Annotated in this window: 19 protein-coding genes; 13 read left to right on the forward strand and 6 right to left on the reverse strand. The window is 48.6% G+C overall.

What is annotated here, in order from left to right:
• Window positions 1-127: 127 nt before the first annotated feature.
• Window positions 128-2,839, forward strand: a complete 2,712-nt coding sequence (locus ABTV53_RS02060; RefSeq protein WP_433754009.1) for an S-layer homology domain-containing protein — start codon at window positions 128-130, stop codon at window positions 2,837-2,839.
• A 747-nt stretch (window positions 2,840-3,586) separates the two neighbouring features.
• Here ABTV53_RS02060 and ABTV53_RS02065 read toward each other — a convergent pair.
• Window positions 3,587-4,474 (reverse strand): hypothetical protein, encoded by an 888-nt coding sequence (locus ABTV53_RS02065; protein WP_433750069.1) that lies wholly within the window; start codon window positions 4,472-4,474, stop codon window positions 3,587-3,589.
• A 111-nt stretch (window positions 4,475-4,585) separates the two neighbouring features.
• Here ABTV53_RS02065 and ABTV53_RS02070 point away from each other — a divergent pair, with 111 nt between their 5' ends.
• The 10 genes from ABTV53_RS02070 (at window position 4,586) to ABTV53_RS02115 (ending at window position 16,751) form a co-directional block, all read left to right on the forward strand.
• Entirely contained in the window at window positions 4,586-4,999 is a 414-nt protein-coding gene (locus ABTV53_RS02070; protein ID WP_433750071.1) for a GNAT family N-acetyltransferase, read from the forward strand.
• Between the two features lie 157 nt (window positions 5,000-5,156).
• The gene (locus tag ABTV53_RS02075; RefSeq protein WP_433750074.1) at window positions 5,157-5,534 is read left to right on the forward strand and encodes a hypothetical protein; all 378 of its coding nucleotides are present in this window, start codon (window positions 5,157-5,159) and stop codon (window positions 5,532-5,534) included.
• The gene (locus ABTV53_RS02080; RefSeq protein ID WP_433754010.1) at window positions 5,524-6,795 is read left to right on the forward strand and encodes an MFS transporter; all 1,272 of its coding nucleotides are present in this window, start codon (window positions 5,524-5,526) and stop codon (window positions 6,793-6,795) included. The genes ABTV53_RS02075 and ABTV53_RS02080 overlap by 11 nt, the downstream gene beginning before the upstream one ends.
• A 186-nt stretch (window positions 6,796-6,981) precedes the next feature.
• Window positions 6,982-7,119: a hypothetical protein gene (locus ABTV53_RS02085; RefSeq protein WP_307540224.1), complete on the forward strand. Its 138-nt coding sequence runs from the start codon at window positions 6,982-6,984 to the stop codon at window positions 7,117-7,119.
• A 118-nt stretch (window positions 7,120-7,237) separates the two neighbouring features.
• Window positions 7,238-9,982: a lanthionine synthetase LanC family protein gene (locus ABTV53_RS02090; protein WP_433750077.1), complete on the forward strand. Its 2,745-nt coding sequence runs from the start codon at window positions 7,238-7,240 to the stop codon at window positions 9,980-9,982.
• Window positions 9,960-10,760 carry a hypothetical protein gene (locus ABTV53_RS02095; protein WP_433750080.1) on the forward strand — a complete coding sequence of 267 codons (801 nt, stop codon included), beginning with the start codon at window positions 9,960-9,962 and terminating at the stop codon, window positions 10,758-10,760. Before ABTV53_RS02090 ends, ABTV53_RS02095 begins: the two co-directional genes overlap by 23 nt.
• On the forward strand, window positions 10,757-12,223 hold the full coding sequence (locus ABTV53_RS02100; RefSeq protein WP_433750083.1) for a tetratricopeptide repeat protein: 1,467 nt from the start codon (window positions 10,757-10,759) through the stop codon (window positions 12,221-12,223). Before ABTV53_RS02095 ends, ABTV53_RS02100 begins: the two co-directional genes overlap by 4 nt.
• Complete coding sequence (locus ABTV53_RS02105) at window positions 12,205-13,962, forward strand: alpha/beta hydrolase family protein (RefSeq protein ID WP_433750086.1); 1,758 nt, start codon at window positions 12,205-12,207, stop codon at window positions 13,960-13,962. Before ABTV53_RS02100 ends, ABTV53_RS02105 begins: the two co-directional genes overlap by 19 nt.
• Window positions 13,963-14,225: 263 nt before the next feature.
• On the forward strand, window positions 14,226-14,858 hold the full coding sequence (locus tag ABTV53_RS02110; RefSeq protein ID WP_433750089.1) for an NAD(P)-dependent oxidoreductase: 633 nt from the start codon (window positions 14,226-14,228) through the stop codon (window positions 14,856-14,858).
• Between the two features lie 198 nt (window positions 14,859-15,056).
• Window positions 15,057-16,751 (forward strand): NAD(P)H-hydrate dehydratase, encoded by a 1,695-nt coding sequence (locus ABTV53_RS02115; protein ID WP_433750092.1) that lies wholly within the window; start codon window positions 15,057-15,059, stop codon window positions 16,749-16,751.
• Window positions 16,752-17,109: 358 nt separating this feature from the next.
• On the opposite strand, the gene ABTV53_RS02120 is transcribed toward ABTV53_RS02115, so the two are convergent.
• The 4 genes from ABTV53_RS02120 to ABTV53_RS02135 all read right to left on the reverse strand — a co-directional run bounded on the left by ABTV53_RS02120 (window position 17,110) and on the right by ABTV53_RS02135 (window position 22,757).
• On the reverse strand, window positions 17,110-18,762 hold the full coding sequence (locus ABTV53_RS02120; RefSeq protein WP_433750095.1) for a methyl-accepting chemotaxis protein: 1,653 nt from the start codon (window positions 18,760-18,762) through the stop codon (window positions 17,110-17,112).
• Between the two features lie 26 nt (window positions 18,763-18,788).
• Window positions 18,789-19,802, reverse strand: a complete 1,014-nt coding sequence (locus tag ABTV53_RS02125; RefSeq protein ID WP_433750098.1) for a BMP family lipoprotein — start codon at window positions 19,800-19,802, stop codon at window positions 18,789-18,791.
• Between the two features lie 320 nt (window positions 19,803-20,122).
• Window positions 20,123-21,733, reverse strand: a complete 1,611-nt coding sequence (locus ABTV53_RS02130; protein WP_433754012.1) for a gamma-glutamyltransferase family protein — start codon at window positions 21,731-21,733, stop codon at window positions 20,123-20,125.
• A 124-nt stretch (window positions 21,734-21,857) separates the two neighbouring features.
• Complete coding sequence (locus ABTV53_RS02135) at window positions 21,858-22,757, reverse strand: glucose 1-dehydrogenase (RefSeq protein WP_433750101.1); 900 nt, start codon at window positions 22,755-22,757, stop codon at window positions 21,858-21,860.
• Between the two features lie 155 nt (window positions 22,758-22,912).
• Between ABTV53_RS02135 and fosB the strand changes: the two genes are divergently transcribed.
• On the forward strand, window positions 22,913-23,332 hold the full coding sequence (gene fosB / locus ABTV53_RS02140; RefSeq protein WP_433750103.1) for a metallothiol transferase FosB: 420 nt from the start codon (window positions 22,913-22,915) through the stop codon (window positions 23,330-23,332).
• A gap of 137 nt (window positions 23,333-23,469) precedes the next feature.
• Window positions 23,470-23,664, forward strand: coding sequence for a hypothetical protein (locus ABTV53_RS02145; protein ID WP_433750104.1), 195 nt, complete (start codon window positions 23,470-23,472; stop codon window positions 23,662-23,664).
• Between the two features lie 25 nt (window positions 23,665-23,689).
• Here ABTV53_RS02145 and ABTV53_RS02150 read toward each other — a convergent pair whose 3' ends face one another.
• Window positions 23,690-24,940 (reverse strand): helix-turn-helix domain-containing protein, encoded by a 1,251-nt coding sequence (locus ABTV53_RS02150; protein WP_433750107.1) that lies wholly within the window; start codon window positions 24,938-24,940, stop codon window positions 23,690-23,692.
• Window positions 24,941-25,013: the final 73 nt, after the last annotated feature.

A 25,013-nucleotide genomic window follows, 5' to 3' on the forward strand; every position in this document is an offset into this window, starting at 1 on the left:
GATGCGAAACGCTCTCTAATGCTACAGTAACGGCAGATCAGACATCTGTATAGAGACTTTCTTACTCATTTGCAGATGCAGGAGCAAAAAAATAATTTACCATAATGGGAGCGTGTATTTGCAAGCCATGAGAAAACCACTTAAAAAGTCACTGGCATTACTTCTAATGTTGTCTATGGCAGGTCCGACATTTGCAGAGAAGAGTTTTGCAGCCGATCAGAAGATTCAGTTCTCTGATATTAAGGGACACTGGGCGGAAGCAAATATTCAAGCATGGGGTGATGAAGGATTAATTCGGGGTTACCTGGATCGTTCATTTAAACCGAATACGTATATTACCAGAGCAGAATTTATGAATTTGGTAAACGGTGCCTTTGGATATTCCGGACAAGCTAAAATTACCTTCAACGATGTGTCTGAGAGTGCATGGTATTACGAAGCCATTTCTATTGCAAATGCAAATGGATATATAGATGGATACACCGATGGCACCATGAAGCCGCAAGATCCGATCACCCGTCAGGAAGCAGCTAAAGTGATCGCTGGCATTTTGAATTTGGAGTTAAATGAAACAGCAGCAAATGTATTTAGCGATTCATCTTCTATTGCGGCGTGGAGCAAAGGCGCAGTAGGTGGAGCGGCAGCAGCGAAAATTATCTCTGGTTATGCAGACGGAAGCTTCAAACCGCTTAATTCCATTACTCGTGCCGAAGCCGTGTCTGCGCTCGTTAAGGCTGTGGAAACAGATGCTACTACAGCAGCCAAACCAGCTAAGCCAAAAGGAACCGCATCCGTACTGAATGTTAATCCCCCAGCAGATGAAGCCCGTTTGTCTGCCGTGAAGCACGGAGCCAATGCTGGAGATGACACCTTGAAAAATATTGCGGAAACCAATCCGTTTATTAATATTTTGGACGGTTTTGATCAAGTATGGTCCATGAATCAAGCAGATTGGAGAGACGGAACAGCGGCAACCAAAATTGGAGCTGACGGAAAGAATGCAAAGTATGGAGATGGACCGTCCCCATATTATGATGGCTTTAAGAATGATCCAACCGTAGCCGTCACTGATCAGAAAACATATGCAAATGAAGAGATCCGAAACAAAGCGACTTGGGAAGCCAATATCAAATATGTAGAAAAGGTCACGCAAAACCGCACGGGTGAAGAGGCTTTGGCAGCCTACTATGATGACCAAAGAGATAAGATCTATAGCGTGATGGAGGGCTTTGGTCCGCTGGCTAACACGTATGTAGATATCATCAAGCCAAAGACAAATGTTGAACGAACGGTGGACGAGATGAATGTGGTATTGACCGAAGAAACAGTGGAAGATGAAAGCCAAGGTATTGGAGATTGGGAAGCACAAACGGAACTTTCAGACTTGGTTAATTTGGTTGATCTGGTTCGATTCAAAATTCCTGCCTCATCTAATCCCTCTAAATATTTCTACTCTTCCCCGAGACCGTGGAGAATGAATTCCAATGGAGAAGTGAAAGAAGTGGTTGACAGCAAAGGACTACCTGTATGGGCAACCTTGGGCGAAGGTGAGAAAAAAGAAGTACCTCTGGCTTCGGGCGGCATCAAATCAACCGGAGAAAAACATTACCAGCAATACGAAACCAATGTAAAGCTTATTCCTGCCTTAAGTTATGTCAAACGAATTGCTGAGGATGGAAGAGGAAAAGATGGCGGATTTCCGAGCGGACATACAAGTGCAGCCTACTTATCCGTATTTCCTTTGGCATACGCTACACCAGAACGATTCTCTGAATTGTTAACGAGAGCAGCTCAGTTGGGCGAGAATCGCATCGTAGCAGGGATGCACTCACCACTTGATGTTATAGGCGGAAGAATACAGTCCACAGCCATGGCTGCATATGCACTTAATCAGGCTGATAACAGAGAAGTGTTAGAGAAAGGCTATGAGAATGCAGGAGAAGTATTTGGAGCTGCAGCCAAGGAAAAAAAGTTGAGTCTGTATGAGTATGCACACACCGTAACAGAGGATTACACGTTCAAGAGTGCTTACGATGAACACAAATGGGAAGATCATGATGCCAATAAAGCCTTCTATAGAGAGAAGATGACTTACGGTCTGCCACAAACAGGAACCAAAGGTTTGGCTCCCGTTGTACCGCAAGGAGCAGAAGTTTTGCTAGAAACGCGTCAACCGTATCTAACAGATGAGCAACGCAGACAAGTATTGTATACAACATCCATTGACTCTGGATATCCTGTACTGGATGAATCCAAGGGCTGGGGTAGAATTGATCTGGTAACAGCCTCAGATGGATACGGTGCATTCTTGAACAATGTAACCGTAGATATGGATGCTTCCAAAGGACGGTTTAATGCAGAAGACTGGTGGAGAAATGATATCACTGGTAGTGGAATGCTCACGAAAAAGGGAACAGGAACTCTGACATTGACAGGGAAAAATAACTACACAGGCGGAACCTTGCTGCAAGCAGGAACACTGGTAGCCAAATCCGCAACGGCTTTTGGTACAGGTGATCTGTATGTGGAAAATGGAACAGTGGTTGTGAATGTCGATGGAGCATTAAACTTGAATAGAAACTTCACCATGGATAATGGTACGCTGGAATTGGTAGTCGCTGATGGCAACAGTCAACTGAATGTCGGCAGAAAGCTCTATATTGATGGAGGAAACCTGAATCTGGACTTGTCCAACTATAAGATCGAAGGTTCCAAAGATATTACGTTAATCACAGCGAATGGAATTACAGGTGAATTCGACAGTGTAACGGCAGATGGTTATGACGTTACGGTCACGTACGAAAAAGGTCGTATCATTGCACATGTTGTAGTCAAATAAGTGAAGTGATTATCCATTATATAAAGTGAACCCAAGACTGTTACACATGCCACTTCGATGACAGAATAACCTTCCGATCACTGTTATCCCCAGATTTTTTTGATTCCCTGCTTCAAAGGGGAAAATCTGGGGATAAAGGCGAACGCTTCGCTTCTTCACGTTATTTCTGCCCTCTCCGTTTATTGTGTAATTATTAAGTTCGTTTTATATAGTTTAACTCTTCGCAAGACAAAATCAGTAATATAGAAAAGGGCTGAAACTACAATTAGTTTCAGCCCTTTTTGCGTATAGTCTTGCATGATTTAGAGCGTGTCTCCCAACCTACTCACAGCCGAGGTGTGCATGAAACGAGCCCAGAGTAAGGAACGTGCTGCATACTGCATAATGCATGTATGAGCAAGCGACCAGAACGTAGCAAAGGGGAGCATCCTGTTTTCCTCTACTACTAATAAAAATTCTTGCCTCGTACGGGAGAAAACCAATGTTGCTCGCTCATTCGCGCTTGGAACAGAGCATGAGCAGGGAGTGAGTGCTAACGAATCTGAGGCATCTTATTCAAGGATTTGAAGCACCGACAGAAATCTAAGGAATCTGAGACACGTTATATTGGGATGTACGGCTTTTTATAGCGTTTTTGTCGATAGATTTTGGGAAATAGCGTGTCTGATGTTCTTTACAATGTTGAAAGAGGACGCAGAGGTCATATAAGATGTCCTGAGTTCCTTAAAAATGGGCTGGATGCGTTAGTTATTCGTCGGTGTTGGTACCATATGTACGACGTGTATTCCCTTCCATCTCCGTAGAGGTTTGCTTCGTTGGTTCCAGCTCCGTATGTCCTGCATAGGGGCGATCACTGCGAGAGCTTGTTCCGGTCAGACCAAAGCCTGAACTGAACAAAATCAACTGTAATCCCAGGGCATAGGGAGCAGCAACAAGTCCAATCAGATGGAGCAACGAGCATAGCGCGATCAGCAAGGAGAGCATTTTGGTTACTGTACCTGGTGTATCCCGGCGTGGGCTGGCCCAGAGCAGGTAACCATATATTATGGTGATCATTAGGGAAACCGCGCGAATCCATGGCAACATGCTCTCCCATGAGTCTACAGGCACATCCAACATCCGTTGACCTAATACCAGATCAGTAACCAGAAACCCTGTAGCCCCCAGTGCGGCTGGTTCAGCCAGGGGCCGAAGGATGGTCCAGAGGGCTGTGCCCCAATGATCTGCATGCGTATCCCGGCTGAGTTCATCCGATAATACGCTGCATTCTCGTTCCAGTGCTCTGTGCATGAGTCCGAGTTTGGCAGGGTCATGTTCCTTGATGCAATCACGGATCTGATCCTGTAGTTGAGGGGATAGGTAAGATGCGGCTTTGCAGGCTAACATTGCTGTGATCAGATCGTTATGTTCGGGTTCCGACCGTTCATCATTCCGATTTTCCTGAATGGTAAGTTGTCCCAAGAGGCCTGTACTTATGTATAATGTATCTCGTATCCTTCGCATTCGCCTTTCGTGGCTGCGGCGAACTTCAGTGGCAGACCATATGTATATCCCCAGAAGCACAGCCACGACGCCAAGCAGCACAGCTACAGCACCTGGGCGCGATGTTAGATCTTCAATCCAACGTTGAAACACACTTGTTCCTCCTTTGCAGCAACTTCACGTATCATGAAACACGCTTCACGTAAGCTTTCTCTCACTATTACACAGGAAGTAGATGAATTCAAGCAGAAAGGGGCACAATTCATGGATCAAGTGAATATTGAACACACACCACCCGCAGCGGTGGAGTATCTTGCCTTGCGGCAGATTGCCGGCCTTAGTGCAATGAGCAGGGAAGGGGCGGAGATTGGATTACCGAATAGCCTGTTTGCCGTATGTCTGCGTGAAGAAGATGTGCTGGTAGGCATGGGGCGAGTGATTGGAGATGGTGGTTGTTTCTTTCAGGTTGTCGATATTGCTGTACACCCGGATGTTCAGGGAATGGGGTATGGAAAACTGATCATGAGCGAGATTATGAATTATCTGCGTGAAGCAGTACCTGCCTGTGGTTTGGTCAGTCTGCTGGCGGATGTTCCGGCTGATCGGCTATATGCTCAATTCGGATTTGAATACACCAGCCCGAAATCGGAGGGCATGTGGTGGAGGCAGGGAGAGTAGTGAACTAGTTCAATAAACATATTCGGCGAACCTTTGGAGATCCAAAGGTTTTTTGCTTTACAACCATTTATTTACAGGTATAATGTAAATTAAAACCAATTTACGATTTACAAATTACGATATACGCGTACACTCGTGAAGAATGGAGGAGATGAATATGTACAATGACCAGAAAGCTCAGTTTAACCAGATGGTGGAACGATCTGTGGAGCAGGCCAACAAAAATCTTTCGGGAGCCAAGGGAGTCGTTTCCGTTCGACTAAGTCAGGAAGAGATTGATATCATTGATCAGCTTGTATTTCTTGAATTAGCCAAAAACCGTTCAGACGCGACTGCAATGTTGATTAGGGAAGGCATACGAACCCATCAGACCTTATTGAACGAGATACGCGAGTATACAGCCGAACTGGAACGGGTAAAAGCCAAGATACAACAAACCATTAGAGATTCAGGTCTAGTAGCGCGTCTGCATCGTAATAGTGATGATGAATCTGTTACGTACGATGGAGAGGTGCGTGAAAAAGATGAAAAGTGAGATTCGTGGTGACAGCTATCGAGCGGTATTGCGCCTGCCTTCTTTTGTTGTGCTTCTTGTTGGCAGATTGGTTTCTGGCGCAGGGCAGATTTTATTTTCTATGGCGACGATGTGGTATATCCTCCAATTAACGGAGTCGGCACTTGCTGCCGCACTGATTCCGATGTTGCCGTACTTGATTTATGCATTTTTGGGCATTCCCCTGGCTACGATCAGCGATCGTCTGCCGAAAAAACAACTTTTGATCTGGACAGATATATTGCGCGCAGGTATAGCCTGTCTTCTGGCTCTTTTGTTCATGACAGGTTCCATGCTCCCTTGGCATATTTACGCGGCCAATCTGCTCATTGCCATCCTTGGTTTTTTGTTCAATCCCGCTACCCAGACAGTCATCCCCGCAATTTTGCCAGAACCTACAAAGCAATTAGCTCCAGCCAATGCATTACTGAACTCTTCCTCCAAAACGGTTGAATTGCTTGGATACGCCATGGGGGGGATATTGATTGCGCTCATCTCGGTTCAGTCCATCTTGTTTATCTATGCAGTTACGTTTCTGTTATCCGCCATATCCATTTTCTTTATCCGCATCCCTGTAACCAAAGTCGTGAAACAAAAAGGAGTCTCAGGTTTTGTCAAAGATAGCATGCAGGGGATTACTTTCCTGTTTTCCCGTAAAATATTGGCCTGTTGCATTATCTTTGGAGCCATTATCAATTTTGCGGGTGCGCCGCTGCACATTTTCACGCCGATTTTTGCCAATATGGTGCTGCAAGCCGGACCACAAGGCTACGGTCTGCTTCAGTCAGCCTTTGCCGCTGGCAGTATTGCAGGCTCTCTGCTCAGTGGTAAATATGCCAAACGACTCTCGCTTGCTCAATGGTTTTTGATCAGTTATCTCATTTCAGGCACAAGTTTGCTGCTCATGCCGATGTTTCCTAACCTGTATATCGCAATTGCATGTTCATTTTTGTTGATGATGGGACTTGCTCTTGTGAATGTACCATTGGTTACTTCCATTCTTTTATCCACCCCGGAAGAAAAAAGAGGACGTGTCATGAACAGCATGGGTGTCTTGATGAGTGGCATTAGTAATCCGCTTGGTTTGTTACTGGGAGGATGGTTCATTGAAACGTACAACCCTTCATGGGTGTACATGGGGATTGGTACATTTGTTATTTGTATGGGCATGGCAAGCCTGTTTGTCCGACCTTTCCGTGAAGAACGGAGCAAGCGTACGAGGCAACAAACGACCTCTATGTAGTGCGGAATTTGATGTCATATTGCGCCTCTTTTTATCCTGAGGAAACAAGTAATTTGACATAGTCAGGTGAAATAAATGGATACAGTAAATAATTTATGTAAAATAATTCAATTAAAAAGAAGGAATATCAAATTTTATGTAGAATTTGGTTTATAAGAGGGGGAGACAAATGGGAGGTAATATATCATGGAAAACAAGGAAATTTTATCTGTACAGGATTTGATGGCACTAGAGGTTGAAGAGGATAACAACATGTTTGAGGAAACAAGCTTGTGTACAGTGTGCAGCTGGACTAGCTCACAAACAATCGTTGTTGAGAACTAGGAACTTCTTTACACGCTCTATTCACTGAATCATTTGAAAGATAAGTCTTTGATTTTCTCGCATTACTAAAATAATTGTACCTCCCCCTCTTACTTTATCAAAAAAGGAGTGATTCTCATTGAAATTCGCAAGCGTAACCCCCAAGAAGGACGCCTTTGAGAACGCTTTGGAACATATAATCCGGGAACTTCCCCAATCCATCCAATGGTCGAATGACGACCATTGGATTTGTTTTAGACCGGACGAATTAAGGCTTCCCGCACAAGGCTGGAAAATCCATTTATCGGTTATCCCTGTGGAAGGCGCTGAATTGCTGCGACGTATTGCACCTGTTCTAACAGAAAATGATGTGCAATGGAAAGTAGTGAGCAACGGGCTGAAACTGATTGAAACATCTAACGGTTCCATACCTCTGCCTCAGACGGGGAAGTGTGTCACCATCTATGCACGAGACGAAGAGCAATTCTTGAAGTTACTTGAGCTAATGCATTCATGTACAAGCGATCTGAAAGGACCGGCTATTCCGACAGATCGGGCATACCTCGGTAGCCAGTGTGTATTTTATCGTTATGGTGCATTCATTGATCGTTTCTATTATGACTGTTACTCGGGTGCAAAAGTGTATGCCATCCAGAATCCTGAAGGTAAGCTGGAGGAGGATCGAAGAACACCTGGCAGGTACAAACCGGATTGGGTGAATGAACCCGAGGAGTTACTGCGCATCCAAGCCATGGAGAAAAATCAGGTGACTTCTCGTCATGCCGATTCCAATAACAATGAGTTTGGTATACGAAACATTCGTGTAAGGCGTGTACTCAAGAAATCCGGCAAGGGAGGAGTATTTCTCATCTCTGGCACATCGTATGAACAGGCTGTCATGAAAGAAGCAGTCTACCGTATGCGTGTAGACGGTGGTGGGCGCTCTGCTCATAACTATTTGGATAATGAATATCGGGTACTTGATTTGATGAAGGATACGGGGGTGACCCCAAGGCCGCTTGATCTGTTTAGTACTGAAAATAACCGCTACCTGATCCTGGAGTATTTTGAAAGTATCAGCTTGCGTGAATATATCCATCGCAGACATGTAGCTGTAGATTACAACCGGGCGGATATGCATCGGATGGGTATACATATTCTGGATATGGTACAGCAATGTCACGATAAAGGGATTGTGATCAATGATCTGACGCCCAACAATATTGTTGTGCTGACGGACGGAAGTGTACGCCTGATTGATCTTGAACTGGCTTATGTTAGAAGTGATAAGACCCATGCCGATCCATTGACTGGTCATACTCCGGGTTATGTGCCACGAGGGCGTGAGCACAGCAGGCGCTCCAGTTATGGGGATGACCTGTATGCACTGGGAGCCGTCTTCTATTACATGGCTTCATCCATCGACCCCTATCTGAAATATCGGCAATCTCATCTGGAAGCTGCACAAGCTTATCTGGATCATCAGAGCAATACACAGCTTCATGGCCTGGGAAGTCTGGGCATCGAGATCATGTCTGGCGGATATGTGAAGTTATCAGAAATTCGTGAAACACTGGTTACATTGCTGGAGCAGCAAGAGGTCAATTCAGGAGGAAGCAGGGATGTAATAGAGAAGGACACATCAGGCATTGAGGCAAGGGAAGTACTCCGTCAGGCTGAGCGTATGGTAAACACACTGTATACTTCTCTTGATTTCAATAGCCCTTTGCAACTGTTCCCGGAAAACAGCATGAGCAAGATGTTTCATCCGGCGAATTTCAACTTTGGCTGGACAGGGATGACCTTTGGTTTTAATCAGCTTGGTCAGATTACAGAGAACAGAAAATATCATCAATATGCGCGTGAAGTATTGGAATGGATTTTGACGAATCACCCTTACGTTCCTGATGAGACACCTGTAGCATTATACTTTGGATATGGCGCTGTCCCCTGGGCAATGGCAGAGACGGCTGAACGAATAAATGATTCATCGTTGCTTCGACGTGCAGAGGATCTGGCATTGGAAATCACCCGGCATGAGCCAGTGCAGACCAATATTAGCCATGGAGCGGCGGGGTTGGGATTGATGTTGCTTGAAGTATACCGTAATGGCGGTCGCCCTGAACTTCTGGCAAGAGCAGAGGAACTGGGTATCTATATTTTGGAACAAGAAGAGCAGACAGACGAATCATTGAGTTTGTGGAAAGTGAAAGATGAATCGGACAAAAAAGGTCATCATTCCCTTGGATTCTCTCATGGCATCGCAGGTATCGGATATTATCTGCTTGCCTTGGCGGAGTGTACAGGAAAGGAAGTGTATTATTCTGCTGTGAAGCGAATTGTACATACACTTGATCGTACGAGTCATGGAGGGCAGAATGGCGTGAGTCTCTGGCCCGCATCGCCGGAAAAACCAGATACACTCTGGGTGCACTGGTGTAATGGATCGGCGGGTATGGGTCGATTTTTGATGGCAGCAGCTGATATTTTACAAGATCCCCTCTGTACCAGACTTGGACTTCAAGCAGCGGATGCAGTGGCACAGGCAACAGTATTTGCTTCTTTTGGGCAGTGTCACGGAATTGCAGGCAATGGCGATTTTCTACTCTTGGCTAACCGCAAGTTCCCAGGGAGATATGAAACCAAACTGGCGGAGTATACACAGAGCTTGTATGTATTGCGAAGTGATCCACAGGAAGACTTATGGATGTGGCCTCTGGAGGATATGGAGTCCTTCTCCCCGGATTATATGACCGGTTATATGGGGATCTATGCATTCCTGCTACGCCGGTTTTATCCGTCTGTTGCATCCGAACCACTGGTTTATTCAGGTTTCGATTATAACAGGGAGGGGAGAGCGTATGATGCTAACATCCATATTTGATATCCTGCCGCAATGCCAGCACGAATCGGGGGAGCCGGGTGATCGCTATTATGCAGTTGAACCTGGAAACGACGAAACCCTATCTTCGTTTATGATGATTGATCAGGGAAAAGGGCAGTATACACTGGATTTATGGAGTGAAGCGCATTCGAATTCTTATTGGGAAGATCGAATGTCATCCGTTTTGGATAAAATCACATGGTCCTCTCTATATGCAACTGCTCCTGCCTCATTTCCGTGGGAGAAGTTTGGATACCGGGTAGATGTTCTTGCCCATCGGTATCGATTTTTCGGCAAGCTGAAGGACGTTCCCGTGCCGGCTATGCCTGATGAAGACGCGGTTTGGATGTCTGCGGAGGGGCAGGCGGATTCCCTTGCACACTTGCTTCAGGCCAGTGATCCTACCTGTCCAGGTTGGGAAGCTGCTCGTCAAGCTATCGGAGAGATTTATCAGGGTGTATATGGCAAGCTGCTGAAAGGTTCCGGCCTTGTGGAATTGGAAGGAAGGAAGATTGGGGGCAGCCTGTTAAGCGATGAATTTGGCAGTGTACTCCTTGCTCATATATTCACAATACCAGAAGCGAAACGTCAAGGATGGGCCCGATGGCTTGTTGCATATGGTCTCCATCGGTGCAGTTCCGATCCGAATCAGCGGATTAAAGCTTCACTGGATGCAAACAACCGGGGCAGTTATCAATTGATGACGACGCTGAATTTACAACAGGTGCCTGAACTTATACACGTATGCCGAATCACGAAAGAGAGTGAGCTTTCATGATGCCTGTCTCACTGGAAAGTACGGATTATCATGATCTGAGAAGTAAATGGTTTCGTGTGAGTCATGAACCCGGGTTGTTTGTCGTTGAAGGGACATCGGATGCGGTGAAGCAAGAAATTCACAAACTGAGTACGCATTGGCAGGATAAAGCTATCCAAATCGCGGTTGATGATCCGTATGCTACTCTCCCGCTGATTTATCAATTAAGTCCGGTTAAACCCATGGATGATCTTGTAGCATGTAAAAATGCGTTATTGAGATTCCAAAGATCAGGGTGGACACCTGGCAATAGGAAATGGGTTCTGGTTGAAGTATCTTCCTACCTTCACCCTGCAGATCTAGGAGCCATCCACTATATCCTGTATCGACAGAAGCTAAGGGGAGTAAGTGTCGTGCTTTTTTTTCATCGATATCCAACCCTAGCGAGTAATCCTGAGGACATACTCAAACTTCCGGTATCCCTTGTCAGGGATACGCCCGATCAGACCCGACGTTTGTTGGAAGAACAGCTACAGATGGTAAGCAAGGATAAAGGCAAGGAGAAAGAGGCAGCACTGGCGCTCTACAATAGGCTGGCCTGGGTTTTGTTGTCCAAATCGCCTGATTCGGCCCGCTACAGGTCCTGTTTTCATTTTTTCGACCATAATTCGTTATTTCAACGTTTGTCATTAACACAGCAGGCAGTACTCTGGTTTGAGCTGGGGCAGCTGTTGACCAAAAACGGGAAGCATTATGCCGATGCGCGACACTGTTATTCGAAAGCTCGGGAAATCCTTGCGCATGAAGAACTAACGGAAACGTATCGTAACGGGAAATGGGCTGCGCTTGATAATGGTGAAGCATTAATTGAGATGCAGGCGGGCAATGTAGAACTTGCAATTACGTTGGAGCAACAGGCGGGCCAGCGTATACGCCAGCTTCCTGAGGGACCCGATCAGCGAGTTTTTCAGATTCAGACGTTACTAAACATTGCGGGCTTGCAGCTCCGGGCAGGTCACTATGAAGAGGCAGGTAAGACATTGCAGGCTGCGGAGAAGCGATGTGTTGATGTGTACGCAGATTGGCTGGGGCATGTGCTGCAATTAAAAATGGTATTACATCAACAGCTTGGTGAGCAGGAGCAGGAATATGAACTGTTGATTCAATTGTTACGTATGAAGACAAACACTATTCATTCCAAACTGCTTGGCCGTGCGGTGGAAATTGCTGGCGCGCTGATTACTCAAGGGTCAGAGGAACGGGCATCCCGGGTGTACCTTCTACTGATGATGGGGCTACCGGCTGCCAGTCTGCCACAGATCAGGTTGATTCGGGAAACATTAGGCAGACTGGGGACCGTTACACCCCTAGATGCATACACACAGGACCAGTATATCAATCAACTGGAATTGCAGTTGGAGGGATGGGAGCAGTTAAAGCACTGGAATGAGAGGAGGAAATCCGGTTGGGCTATCCATTCCTGACACGAATGAGTGTGAATAAGGAACGAACGAGTATGCTCTTGGGCTATGATGACAATACATGCGAATGGTGCAGTCTTGATGATACAGGCCGTATGGATAGCCGGCAGAGCCTTTCTGAACATGGGACAGGGTCAGATCAGCACACGCAGCATATTCAGTTTATGGGCAGGAACCGTGTTCTGTTGATTACACAGGACAAGTCGGGGAAATGGCTTCATATATACGAGAATGAGAAGCAAGCAATTCTTGTTCAGAGCCTATTCATGAAGTTTCCATTTCCTGTGATGCAGGCCGCTTGGCAAGAGGAGCAATTCATTCTGCTATTTTCCATTAGACATCGTTCAGGAGCTGTCCGTATAGGTCTTTACGATCCCGAAAGGGATGAAGCGAGATGGGTTACTCCTGATCTGGACAACCCGCAATTTGTATTCTGGTCTGCATCCACACGAGAGGTTGGCGTAAACGTTGGTGGTTTCGGAAGAGTGTATTCGTATTCCGAAGACATCCTTCCATCATCCGAAATCCCCTATACGGAGTATGTCTACCCTGTGATGGATAAGCAGGGTGATCTGGTAGCGGTATCGATTCCTGTTGAACATGGATTCCAGCCCGGGTGGATCAGGCAAGGAGAGGAGTTGGTACATGTATGTTCAAGGGATAGCGAACCCTTCTCTGAACTGATTAGAATGCAACTCGATCCACATCAACAGCTCGTCCTCTGTGAAGGGATAACCTCTGGCAGATGGCAATATGTTCAATATACATTGGACAGAGAGAAGAGGTATGAGCTGTATGATTATCCGGGAATCTTGACACAGGCTGTGCTCAGCAGGGACAGGCAGGGATTGATCGGAAAATATGAATCTATCATACGTCCTCCGGTGCCGGGCATATACCGGTTTTCGGAACAAACGCGTACGATTACCCGTTTCCCGGTTGAGCGAGATGAGAGAATTGGCAAGCATCCTGACGAGGAACCTGATGTAATCTATGGATGGGTTCCCTATGGGCATGACATGATTCCGTACATGGACATGCACCCGGAGGGTGCAGAACGGGTGGTCATCTATCTTCATGGCGGGCCTCATAATTGCCTGTTTGACAGCTTTAGCCCGGTTATCAGCGGATTATATCAGGCAGGAGTGCGAGTTATCGGGCTGAACTATCCCGGTAGTTCAGGGTTCGGCACGAATTACAGGATGCGCATTCAGAATGATTGGGGCGGCGTGGATGCAGATGTCATCCAATTCATGCGGGAGCAGTGGTTATCTTCCTATTCAAACGTATCTCTCTATGGGGTGAGCTATGGGGCTTATCTTGCATTGCTGGTAGCAGGTAAAAGTCCGGCGCTATGGAGTAATGTGGTTGCCTGTGCACCGTTTACAGATCTGGAAAGACTGTACGCAAGCGGAGGAGCGAAGCTGAGATCATTCTTGCAAACGGAAATCGGGGAGCTGTTGCATGATCCATCTGCCCTGCGGGATCGAAGTCCAACAGCTTATATATCCGGGCTCAGTAAGGTGGATATTCAATTTATTCATGGGCAAGAGGATCAATTATGTCCTGTAGAGCAGACGGAAAGATTGTATCGGGACATTATGGAAAACAAGCGGTTGTCTGGAGCTGAAGGCAGGATTGAGCTTCATATTGTACAGGACATGGCGCACGAGGCTTATTCGGAGCGAATCTGGGCGCAGAAGGCTGTTGATTTTCTAACTTGCAGTAGAGTATCCACGTAAGATAAATACGTGATGTTTAAGCCGCAAATGCGGCTTTTTTGGCGATGTTTAAGGTAATAATATGGAAAGGAAAAGCGGTTGGGGAAGTGTTGTTCGTGGTCTGGTGCATAGTTGGAGAGGTTAAGCGAATGAACATTAACGTTTACAAGATGTCACATCCGGTTTAAGATGGCGTGAGCCGTTTAAGGTATATAACAATAGGATTAAGTATTAAAATAACGGTAAGTTGATGAGATGATATCTACAGAAAAGAGGGAATTCGTATGAAAGTAGCCATTTTTGGAGCAACTGGAGCGATTGGCAAGACGATACTGTGGGAGCTGATGGATCGTGGGCATGAAGTGACAGCGGTGGTGCGTGACCCTTCGAAGATTGATATGGTTCATGAGCGTTTGCGTGTAGAACAGGGAGATTTGCTTAACCCGGATCAGGTGGCTGATTTTGCAGCGGGTCAAGAAGTGGTTGTGAGTGCATATGGACCGAAGTTCGGTGGAGAAGAAGAGATGCTGGAAGTGACACGTTCGTTAATCGAGGGTGTGCGACGGGCAAAAGCAGGACGTCTGGTTGTAGTTGGTGGAGCGGGAAGTTTGCTGACGGATTCCGGTGATATGCTGATGGATACGCCGGGATTCCCGGAAGAAGTCAAGCCACTGGCAAAAGCCCATGCAGATGCATATGACCTGATTGAAGCATCAGGTATTCACTGGACCTACATGAGCCCTGCTGCGACAATCACAACAGGACGTCGGACTGGCCAGTTCCGGGTTGGCATGAACCGGGTGATTACGGATGATATGGGGGAAAGCTCGATCTCCGTTGGCGATTTTGCAGCGGCTTTGGTGGATGAACTGGACGATCCGCAGTTTATCCAGGCACGGTTTACGGTAGGTTATTAAGCGTAGACAAACGGTCTGAGGGCTGAATAATCTAGGGCTCGTATACACGTTCATTAGAGTTTCAGTTGATGCATGAAATGCATGGTGGCAACTGGATGAGATAAAGAGAATGTTAGCGATACACATATAGGATGCAGGTTTCAGGTGCGAAGTTGTTGCTTTTAGGTATGAGATGAGCTTGGACGGGAGGGATGACCGTTGTTTATCGTAACCGCTGAACAGATGAGAGCTGTGGACGAGTATACCATTCATCAGCTCGGTATTCCGGCAGCAAGTCTAATGGAGAATGCAGGCCGCGCCATAGCTGAGGAAGTGATCAAGCTGTGCCGGGAAGGGCAGGAAGCAGGCGGGCTTGCAGATTCAGGGCAGCTGGGTTATAGCAGCAAGGGCTATAGCAGTAAAGGCGATGCGCGGTGGGCACACACCGGGCCCGGCGATCGGCAAGGTTATGGTGGCGACATCATCGCCGATCCGGCGCTGGTGATGGAGCGCCCGGGAGATCAGCAGTGGTACATGCTGATCGGCAAGGGCAATAATGGCGGCGATGGGCTGGTGGCCGCGCGCCATTTGGTTGAAGCAGGGCTTGGCGTGACCTTGGTCTACGCCGATGCCCCTGAGGCACTGCGGGGCGAAGCCGCAGTGCAACGGGATGCCGCCGCGAAGCTCGGCATCCCTGCTCTTGTCCACGGGCGCGAAGCCGTGGACTTCAGCCGGTGCACAGGCATCGTGGATGCGCTGCTGGGCACCGGCTCGCGGGGGGCGCCGCGGGGAGCTTACGCGGCGCTGATTAAGGCGGCGAACGACAGCGGCAAGCCGATCGTGTCCGCCGATGTGCCAAGCGGGCTGGACGCCGATACCGGAGAGGTGTACGAGCCCTGCATTCAAGCCCGGGTGACGGTATGCCTCGCGCTGCTCAAGCGCGGGCTGGTGCAGTACCCGGGCGCTTCTGCCGCGGGGCGCATTGTGGTGCGCGCCATCGGCATTCCCGCGCGGCTTGCGCCAGAGCATGGCCCCTCGGTCCGTCTGCTGACGGACGAGGTGCTGCGCGGTGCGCTGCGCGTGGACACAGGCCGCCTCCGGGCACCGGATGGCCACAAGGGCACCTACGGCCACGTGTTGCTGGCCGCAGGAAGTCTGCCGATGAGCGGCGCTGGCCTGCTCTCGGCCAAAGCCTCGCTGCGCGCCGGCTGCGGGCTCGCCACATGGGCGCTGCCCGCGGCACTGCTGCCGCATGTCATCGGCACCGTGCCCGAGCTCATGCTCGCTGCCGCCGCCGATGGCGACAGCGGCGAATGGAACGCGGCTTCCGCCGACGCCTTGCTGCGTCTCGCGGAGAGCCGCGACGTGCTCGCGACCGGCCCGGGCCTCGGTCGCTTCAAGGGCGACACAGATTGGCTGCGCCGTCTGTGGCAACATGCGGATCGTCCGCTCGTCATCGACGCGGACGCTCTCAACATGCTGGCAGACGCTGGCCCACATGGGCCTCGCGACTGGGGCAAGCGAAGTGCGGCGACAATTCTGACGCCGCACCCTGGCGAGATGGGCCGACTGCTGGGCATGTCGACCCAAGAGGTGCAGCGTGACCGCATTGGACACGCTGCACAATACGCCCGCGAGCAGGGCGTGACCCTTGTGCTCAAGGGAGCACGAACGGTCATCGCAACGCCATCCGGCGAGGCGTACATCAACACCACCGGGCACGCCGGCATGGCGACTGGCGGTGCCGGAGACGTATTGACCGGCATCATCGCCGGTCTGCTTGCCCAAGGGCTCAGCGCGGAGCAGGCCGCCACGTTCGGCGTATATCTACACGGACAGGCCGCCGAACGAGCAGCCCTGCTGCGCGGTGACCCGTCGTCCCTACTGGCCGGAGACATCATCGACGCATTGTGAGAATGGGACAGGTATGGGACAAGCTCGTGATTTTAGGCTACTGCCTATGACGATGAAACGCTGATGTCTTGTTATCTATATAAATTGAACTAAAGAATATTTACACTGGATACTCCAATGTCAGAACAACTTTCCGATCGCTGTTATCCGCAGTTTATTATTCCTTTTATAAAGTCGGAAATGTCCGAAATCCGTCACTGAAAAGGGGAGCCCTGTCATGATTCATGACGGAGGCTCCCCTTTATTTGTTTGTATGTTCACGCTAACTGATCGCCTGTAACCTGCCTATAATCTGCATCTCACCTGTATCTAAACTACATCCGGCCTACGTCTGGCCCGAATTCTCCCGACAACCTGCTTATAGCCGGAATCGCAGCAGTTCCTGATGCATCTCTGCACTGATATCACGCAATGACTTCACCTTGATGCTTGCATCAGCGAAGGAACGTTGTTGTTCCGACGTGGAAGCGGTAATCTCTTCACTGCTGGCAGCCGACTGCTCGGTGATGGCACTGATACTTTCGATGGCCTGTTGCACCTGTGTACTGAGTTCATTGGAGTGTTGCATGTCCTCAGCAAGCTGATGGATGCCCGTACTAATGCGCTCCACACTTTCACGAATAGCAGAGAAGGATTCACGAGTCTGGCTGGTGGCTTGTTCCTGTTCGCCGAATAGCTGCATGCTTTGCGCTACAGAGTGCTTCACCTTGTCCATGGAGGTTGTGATCTCGCCCACAGCCGCATAGATATGTTTGACCGATTGTGCAGATTGTTCGGCGAGTTTATTCACCTCGCCCGCAACAACAGCGAAGCCACGTCCGGCTTCTCCAGCGCGAGCAGCCTCTATGGAGGCATTTAACGAGAGCATGGTCGTTTGTTTGGCAATCTCCGATACGTATGCCGTCATCGTAGTGATTCGAACCGCACTTTCTTCCAGTTCCTGCACCGTTTGTTCTACCTCGGACATCGCCATGCGATTCACTTCGGCCAGGCGGAGTTGCTCTGCTACAGCCTTATTGCCTTCCTCAACGGTAGCTAATACTTCACGACCATCGATCACCGATTGGGAAGTGGCCTCCAGATTGCCATTGAAGGTAGACTGCATTTTGTCCACAACCATCACCGTTTCACTCAGATCCTCGGCAATCTTTTGACTGCCAATCGAGAGTTCCTCCGTGGTGCGGGATACTTGCTGCACGATCGCTTGGGCTGTATCATTGCCGCGGTCGATATCTTGCGCCATCAGATCGACACGATGACCCGCTTCACCAATCGACTGAATAATGCCGCGGATATTATGGGTCATGATCCCGAAGGAGCGACTCAGGTCATCGAGTTCATCTTTGCCCCGGGCTTCCGGTAATTGTCCGGTCAGGTCACCGTCCGCAATTTGTCCCGCAGCGTCTTTGAGCGTACGAATACGCCGGGCGATCTGACGTGAAGTATACATATTGAACAACATTACGGCGACGAGCAATACGATGGCTCCTGCCAGGGCGGCTTGCCACGTTTGCTGAATGTCATGTTCCAAATCGACGGTGTATTGATCATAACGATCTCGAGTCATCTCATCTAACGAATAGATATCATTCTGTATGCCCCGAACCCGAGTGCTGTAACGTTTCGCTTCCGCACTGTTCATCGCGCTCATCGCTTCGGTGGCTCCCTGGTTGAGAGCTTGTAATTTAGTATCGATGGACTGTATAAGTTGTAACTGCTGATCTGTTTCGAGCAATCCGTCCGTAAGCTCCTGAATCATCGTTTGACCTTCATCCAGCAAGCGAAGTACGGCGTCCTGGTTTCCTGCTGTCATGGAGAATGAGTAGACATCCAACGCTTGCTGGGTCTGAATCTGATTGGCGTTCAGTTCACTAACCTTGAGCATGGCAGGTACCAGATTTTGATTTTTGGCATTCATGTTGAGCAGTTGCATGATGATATAAGCAACTAGCACAAGGCATAGAAGTAGTGAAATTAGAGCATTAAAAATCAGTTTTCCCTGTAGTTTCATGTGCGTACCTCCTCGTATCCGATGGGTTATTGATCAAGCGTAATTTTGATTTGACCGGAAGAGATCTTTGCCTTCAGATCTTCGAAGGTTTGCTGTTGTTCATCACTGAGCGTGATATTATGTAGAGCAGTCAGACCCACGGCGTTCTCCGCCAGCCCCTCCACGATTTCTTTTTGAGGGAAGTTATGATTGTTTTGAATAAACGTGTTAACGGCATTATAGATGGAGACATCCACATTTTTCAGCATGGACGTCAGAATGGCTTTTTCCGCCAAAAAGAATTGATCGGTATCTACACCAATGGCGTACTTTCCTAATTTTTGAATCTCCGTCAGTGCACCCACGCCTGTGAGACCGGCGGCTACGTAGATCACGTCAGCGCCCTTGTCCTGAATCATCTGTGTAGCCAGTTGTTCACCCAGATCGGCATTACCGAAGTCCCCTGCGTAGACAACATCAACGGTTGCATCCGGCTTGACAGCCAGAACACCTTGCTTAAACCCCTGCTCGAAATGACGAAGGACCGGTATCTCCATTCCACCAAGGAAGCCAACATGATTTTCGGTTGTGGCCATAGCGGCAATCACACCTGCCAGATAACTGCCTTCTTCCGCCCGGAATGAGATGGAGGCAATGTTAGGCAATTCGGACTGACTGTCAATCAACAGGAATTGCTGATCCGGATACTTGGCAGCGATCTTCTCCATGTCGGGCTGTACCGTATCACTCAGACCAATAATCAGGTCGAATTTGGCAACCGCCAACTCCTCAAATGCAGCTTCAAAAGATCCATTCCCGCCCGGTTCACGATAGTCAAAGACAATGCTTTTCTCGTCTCTGGCCTGAACCAGCCCATCAAAAGCAGCATCATTAAAAGAACGGTCACCCAGACCCACTTCGGTAAGCACGATCCCGACCTTCGTTCTTGTGTCTGTTGACGTTGTTGTATTATTGGCTGAACATGCCCCCAGGATCAGTACCGTCAGGATCATCATTAGGGTGAGACCTAGACCTGCGCGTCTGCTCTTGTTTGTTTTCATGTGTGGTACCCTCATTTCTATAGTCGCTTTTTGCTGATTTCCCTTTATCTATATCGGACAGAGAGGCATTGTGATTTATGATATGTAGTGAAAATTTACGTAAATATAAAAATATTTCATGAATTATACATTAGTTTTACATTTTTCTGGTTAAAAGGGGGATTGAATAACTACAGTCTGTTGTTTACTGATGTTTAAAGTCCAAAAAGACAAAAAGACACAACAGAGATCACATGTGTCTTTGAAGTGAACTAGCAGATATGAGAAGCGGATCGTATCGTGACATCCTTACTTGTCCTTATAAATGAATCTCACCAGTTTTACCAAGCTGCAATCGAGCCATCCGCTCGGGTTTCCGTCCCCCCGCAAAATACACCATTGTCCGGGTTGCGCCAGATGATCTGACCGCGTCCAAACTGGGATGGATCAAGCGCCACTTGAATATCATGTCCCTTGCGGGCGAGTGCCTGTGCAATGTGCTGCGGGAAACCCGGTTCCACGAGAATTGTTTTGCCCTTCGTCCACTGCCAGCGCGGAGAATCCAGTGCAGCCTGCGGGTTCAGATGATAATCGATTGTATTCATGACCACCTGTACATGACCCTGTGGCTGCATGAAACCACCCATAACACCGAATGGCCCGACTGCTTCGTTGCCACGGGTGAGGAACCCCGGAATGATTGTATGATATGTGCGTTTGCCAGGCTCCAGAGCGTTTGCATGATTCGGGTCCAGTGAGAAGTTGTGTCCACGATTTTGCAGGGCAATGCCTGTCCCCGGCACAACAAGTCCAGACCCGAAGCCCATATAGTTACTCTGGATAAAGGAAACCATGTTGCCTTCACCGTCCGCTGTAGCCAGATAAACCGTTCCACTTGCTCGTGGATCACCTGCCTCGGGTGCACGTGCAGTATCACCAATGAGTTTGCGCCGTTCTTCCGCATATGCCTCAGATAGCAGTTCCTCGGCCGATACGCCCATTTTGCGTTCTTCCGTAATGTATTTCTCCCCATCGGCAAATGCCAGTTTCATGGCTTCGAGCTGCTGATGATACGACTGAACAGATTCTTTCTCTTCGAATTCGTAACCTTTCAGCAGATTAAGCGTCGCCAGAGCAATCAATCCTTGTCCATTCGGTGGAATCTCCCATACATCGTATCCGCGATAGGAGACGGAGATGGGATCAACCCACTCCGGCCGGAATGCCGCCAGATCGTCTTTGGTCAGATAACCATCGTGCTCTGCCATAAAGGAATGAATGCGTTCGGCCAGTTCCCCTTCGTAAAAGTCTCGCGCTTCGCTCTCGCCAATCTGGCGCAACGTCGCCGCATGATCCGGCGAGCGCCACATCTCTCCAGCGGCGGGAACACGCCCGCCTGGAGCAAATGTCTCAAACCACGCACGCCCTGCTTCCGCATCGCCCTGGCGTGCATAGATCTCGGCTGCCCTTGCCCAGTGGCGGGCCAGCCCAGGCGCAAGCGGATAACCTTCCTCCGCATAGCGGATGGCCGGTTCCAGCGCTTCCGCCAGCGTGAGCCGCCCAAACCGGCGGCTCAGCTCAGCCCAACCTGCCGGTGCGCCAGGCACCGTCACCGGAACAACCCCAAGCTTCGGCATCTCCGTATGGCCTGCCGCTTGAAGCGCCTCAATGGATATGCCCTGAGGCGCAGGGCCGCTGGCATTCAGGCCATGCAGTTTGCCCTCAGTCCAGACGAGGGCAAAAGCATCGCCTCCAATGCCATTGGACGTAGGCTCCAGCACGGTGAGTGCTGCCGCAGTTGCAATGGCGGCATCGATGGCATTGCCGCCTCTTTTCAAAACATCCAACCCGGCTTGTGCAGCCAGTGGCTGTGACGTGGCGACCATGCCTTGTTTCGCATACACAGGCACGCGGTAAGAGGGGTACGGTTGGTAGAGTGGATCGAAGTTCATCAGGTTGTTCAGCTCCTTGTCGCAAGATGTCAGGTTCCGGCATCGCCGGATCATACTCCTAACCCTCTTCGCAACCGGACAACCGATATCCTGCCACACCTGCCAAATCCAACCTGACATCAGCCTAAGTCGTTACCATATCGCCGCCATTGACATGAATGCATTCACCTGTGACGTAGGATGAATCGCGGGAAGCAAGATAAACGTAGGCTGCCGCCAGTTCGTAAGGCTGACCAGCCCGACCCATAGGTGTATCTGTTCCAAATACCTGTACATCTTCCGCAGAGAAGCTGGCAGGAATAAGAGGTGTCCAGATCGGTCCGGGAGCGACGGAGTTCACGCGAATTCCCTGTGCAGCAAGCGATTGGGCGAGTACACGAGTCAGTGATACAACGGCTCCTTTGGTAGAAGAGTAGTCAATCAGTTGGGTGTTGCCCTTGTATGCCGTAATGGAAGCCGTATTGATAATGGAGGCGCCTCTGCACAGATGGGGGAGAGCAGCCTGAATCAGAAAGAAATAGGCGAACACATTGGTCTGAAAGGTGTGGTACAGCTGTTCTTCTGTAATATCAACGATGCTTGGCTGCACATACTGTACGCCATGATTGTTAACCAGAATATCGATCTTCCCATAGGTTTCCATCGTCGAGCGGATGACGGCTTCGCAGTTTTTCTTTAAGCGAAGATCAATCTCGATTAAGAGACAGCGCTGTCCCAGTTCTTCGATCCGTTCACGAGTCCTTTCGGCATCTGTCCGTTCATATAGATAAGCAATGACGATATCCGCACCTTCCTTGGCAAAAGCGATGGCAGCCGCCCGGCCGATTCCACTGTCACCACCCGTAATAATGGCAACTTTACCTTGGAGTTTGCAGCTGCCGATATAGGCAGGATCTTCACTAATCGGTTCAGGCACCATCAGAGTTTCCAGACCGGGTTGCTGGTCCTGATGCTGGGGTGGAAATGCCAGCTTTTGCTCCTTGCATACCGTTTTCTCACCGTAAAAAGGATAGACAGGATTCATTCGCTTTACATCCTCCTCGAACGTTCATTGATACGGATAACCTATGCATTCGCCCAGAAGAAGGTGCGGGAGGAAGCAGCAGAGTGGTTGTTTTTTGCACAGAATATACCATAATAAGGATAGATCCTTAAATCGATGGAGGTGTCAGGAGCCACATGAATATTCAGGGAATTAATCATTTGTGCTTTTCCGTATCCAATCTGGAGCGGGCCATTACCTTTTATGAGCAGGCTCTCGGTGCCCGAATTCAGGTGAAAGGACGCAAACTGGCTTATTTCGAGCTTGCCGGTCTGTGGATCGCCCTGAATCAGGAGGATGTTATTCGCAACTATACGGAACGAACCTATACCCATATTGCATTTACCGTTACAGAAGAGGAGTTCGACGCATCTGTGCAGCAGCTGCGAGCAGCCGGGGCGGACATTCTTCCCGGAAGGTCAAGAGATTCGCGGGATGCATTATCCGTTTATTTTACCGATCCGGATGGTCATTTGTTTGAACTGCATACAGGTACGTTGAAGCAACGTCTGGATTATTATCGTGAAGATAAGGCACATATGACCTTTTATACGTGAGTTGGATGTGCAAGTGGAGGTAAATGGTAATTAACGTATTTAAAGTCATTGCAATTATCCGTACAATACATCTTAGGTTCGCTAGAGTGTACACGGTATGTTCGGCTGCCAAACCATATGCACAAGGAGAGATGGACGTGGATAATAAAAGATTCAAGCTTCGGATTGTTGCGAGCGGGTTGTCTATGGCCATTGTCATGTTGTTTTCATTGTACAATGGACATCTTCAAAATTCAGGGGAAGCTCTTCAGTCCCATATATCCTTGGGCCACTCGTCATATATGCAAATAACGGTGCAACCGCTTGATCTGAATGATCCTATTCCTGAATAGTTGTTAGGAGAAGATGGAGGCCGTTTTATTTGATATAGGCTTTATATTCGTCATAGCTCATCTTCTGTTCTTGTCCGCTAAGCAATAGAAGTTTGTGGCTAATATCAGCCTCACGATCTGCATGGATGCGTTTAAGCAGATCGTAACTCATTCGAAGGAAGTAATAGCCTTCATTGGTGTTGTCTTTCTCATGAAATACAATGCCGAGAAGACGATATAGTTTGGCACGGAGCATGCCTTCATCTCGTTGATCCAGCAGTTGAAGGGCTTCCTTGATGGCTGTTTCAGCCAGTAAAGGTTGCCGTTCTTCGAGATAAATTTTGCTGATTTCCTCTAATATAGAAGCCTTCTTGTGAGGCAGATTGCGTTTGTCGTAGATATCGGCGCATTCTGCCAGCAAGGGAAGGGCTTCTTTTTTTTGTCCCATATGAAGTTGAATGACAGCCAGATTGTGAAGAGCAAGTACATAGGATTTACTATTTGCCTGTTTATATGAATCTACCGATTTCTTGGTCCAGTCATAACTTAAGAGCAAGTGTCCGTCCTGCTCGGACATATAATAGGCCTTGCCCAAACCCAGCGTAATCTCGCCATATAACTCCGGTTGCCCGGTCATTTGGGCTTCTTTTTCAGCTTTCAGATAATAATCCAGTCCCTTATCCACGTTACCGAGCCGCAAATGGGTTGTTCCGAGAAAGGTTAACGAACGGATATGTTTATCTTGCAGATGTTTGAGTTTGCTGCTGTACGTATAGGACTGTTCGTAGTATTTTCGGGCAGCGTGAAACAGTTCTGCATGAAATGCAGCTCTTCCCATTTCCAGGTAATAGTCGACAATGCGCTCCCGGTCTCCTGTTCGGGTGACTGTAAAAGCGGCAGTTTCCCCATCATCCAGAGCTTGGCGGTAATCGCCAAGCCTATTGTGGCTTCGCATGATGAGCAGATAGGCTTCCGTTTGATCTAATGCATCTTCAGTCAGAGTCAGAACTTTGTGAGCCATACGGATACAGGCAGGATCATTCTGCTCAGCATAGTAGGCTTTGGCTTTGTCCAGGACAGCTTCACCAATATCGGTGTCCGTTGTCGCACTTCCTCCCAAGAAGTATTCCATTGGTGTATTGAGTCTTCGAGCAATGATTTTCAACATACGCTGAGAGGGAACGGCTCTGCCTTTTTCGATGAGACTGATGTATGAGCGTGTCATATCCTCACCTGCCAGCTGTTTCTGAGACAGTCCAAGTTGCTCCCGGATTTCCCGAATTTTGGGTCCGATCATGATCATTCACCGTCCCTTGAATTAGTTTGTAATTATGTTGTGAAATGTGAGTTGTATATTGAATGCTTGGAGT

The sequence above is a fragment of the Paenibacillus amylolyticus genome (genome assembly GCF_050990605.1).
GTDB classification, from domain to species: domain Bacteria; phylum Bacillota; class Bacilli; order Paenibacillales; family Paenibacillaceae; genus Paenibacillus; species Paenibacillus amylolyticus_H.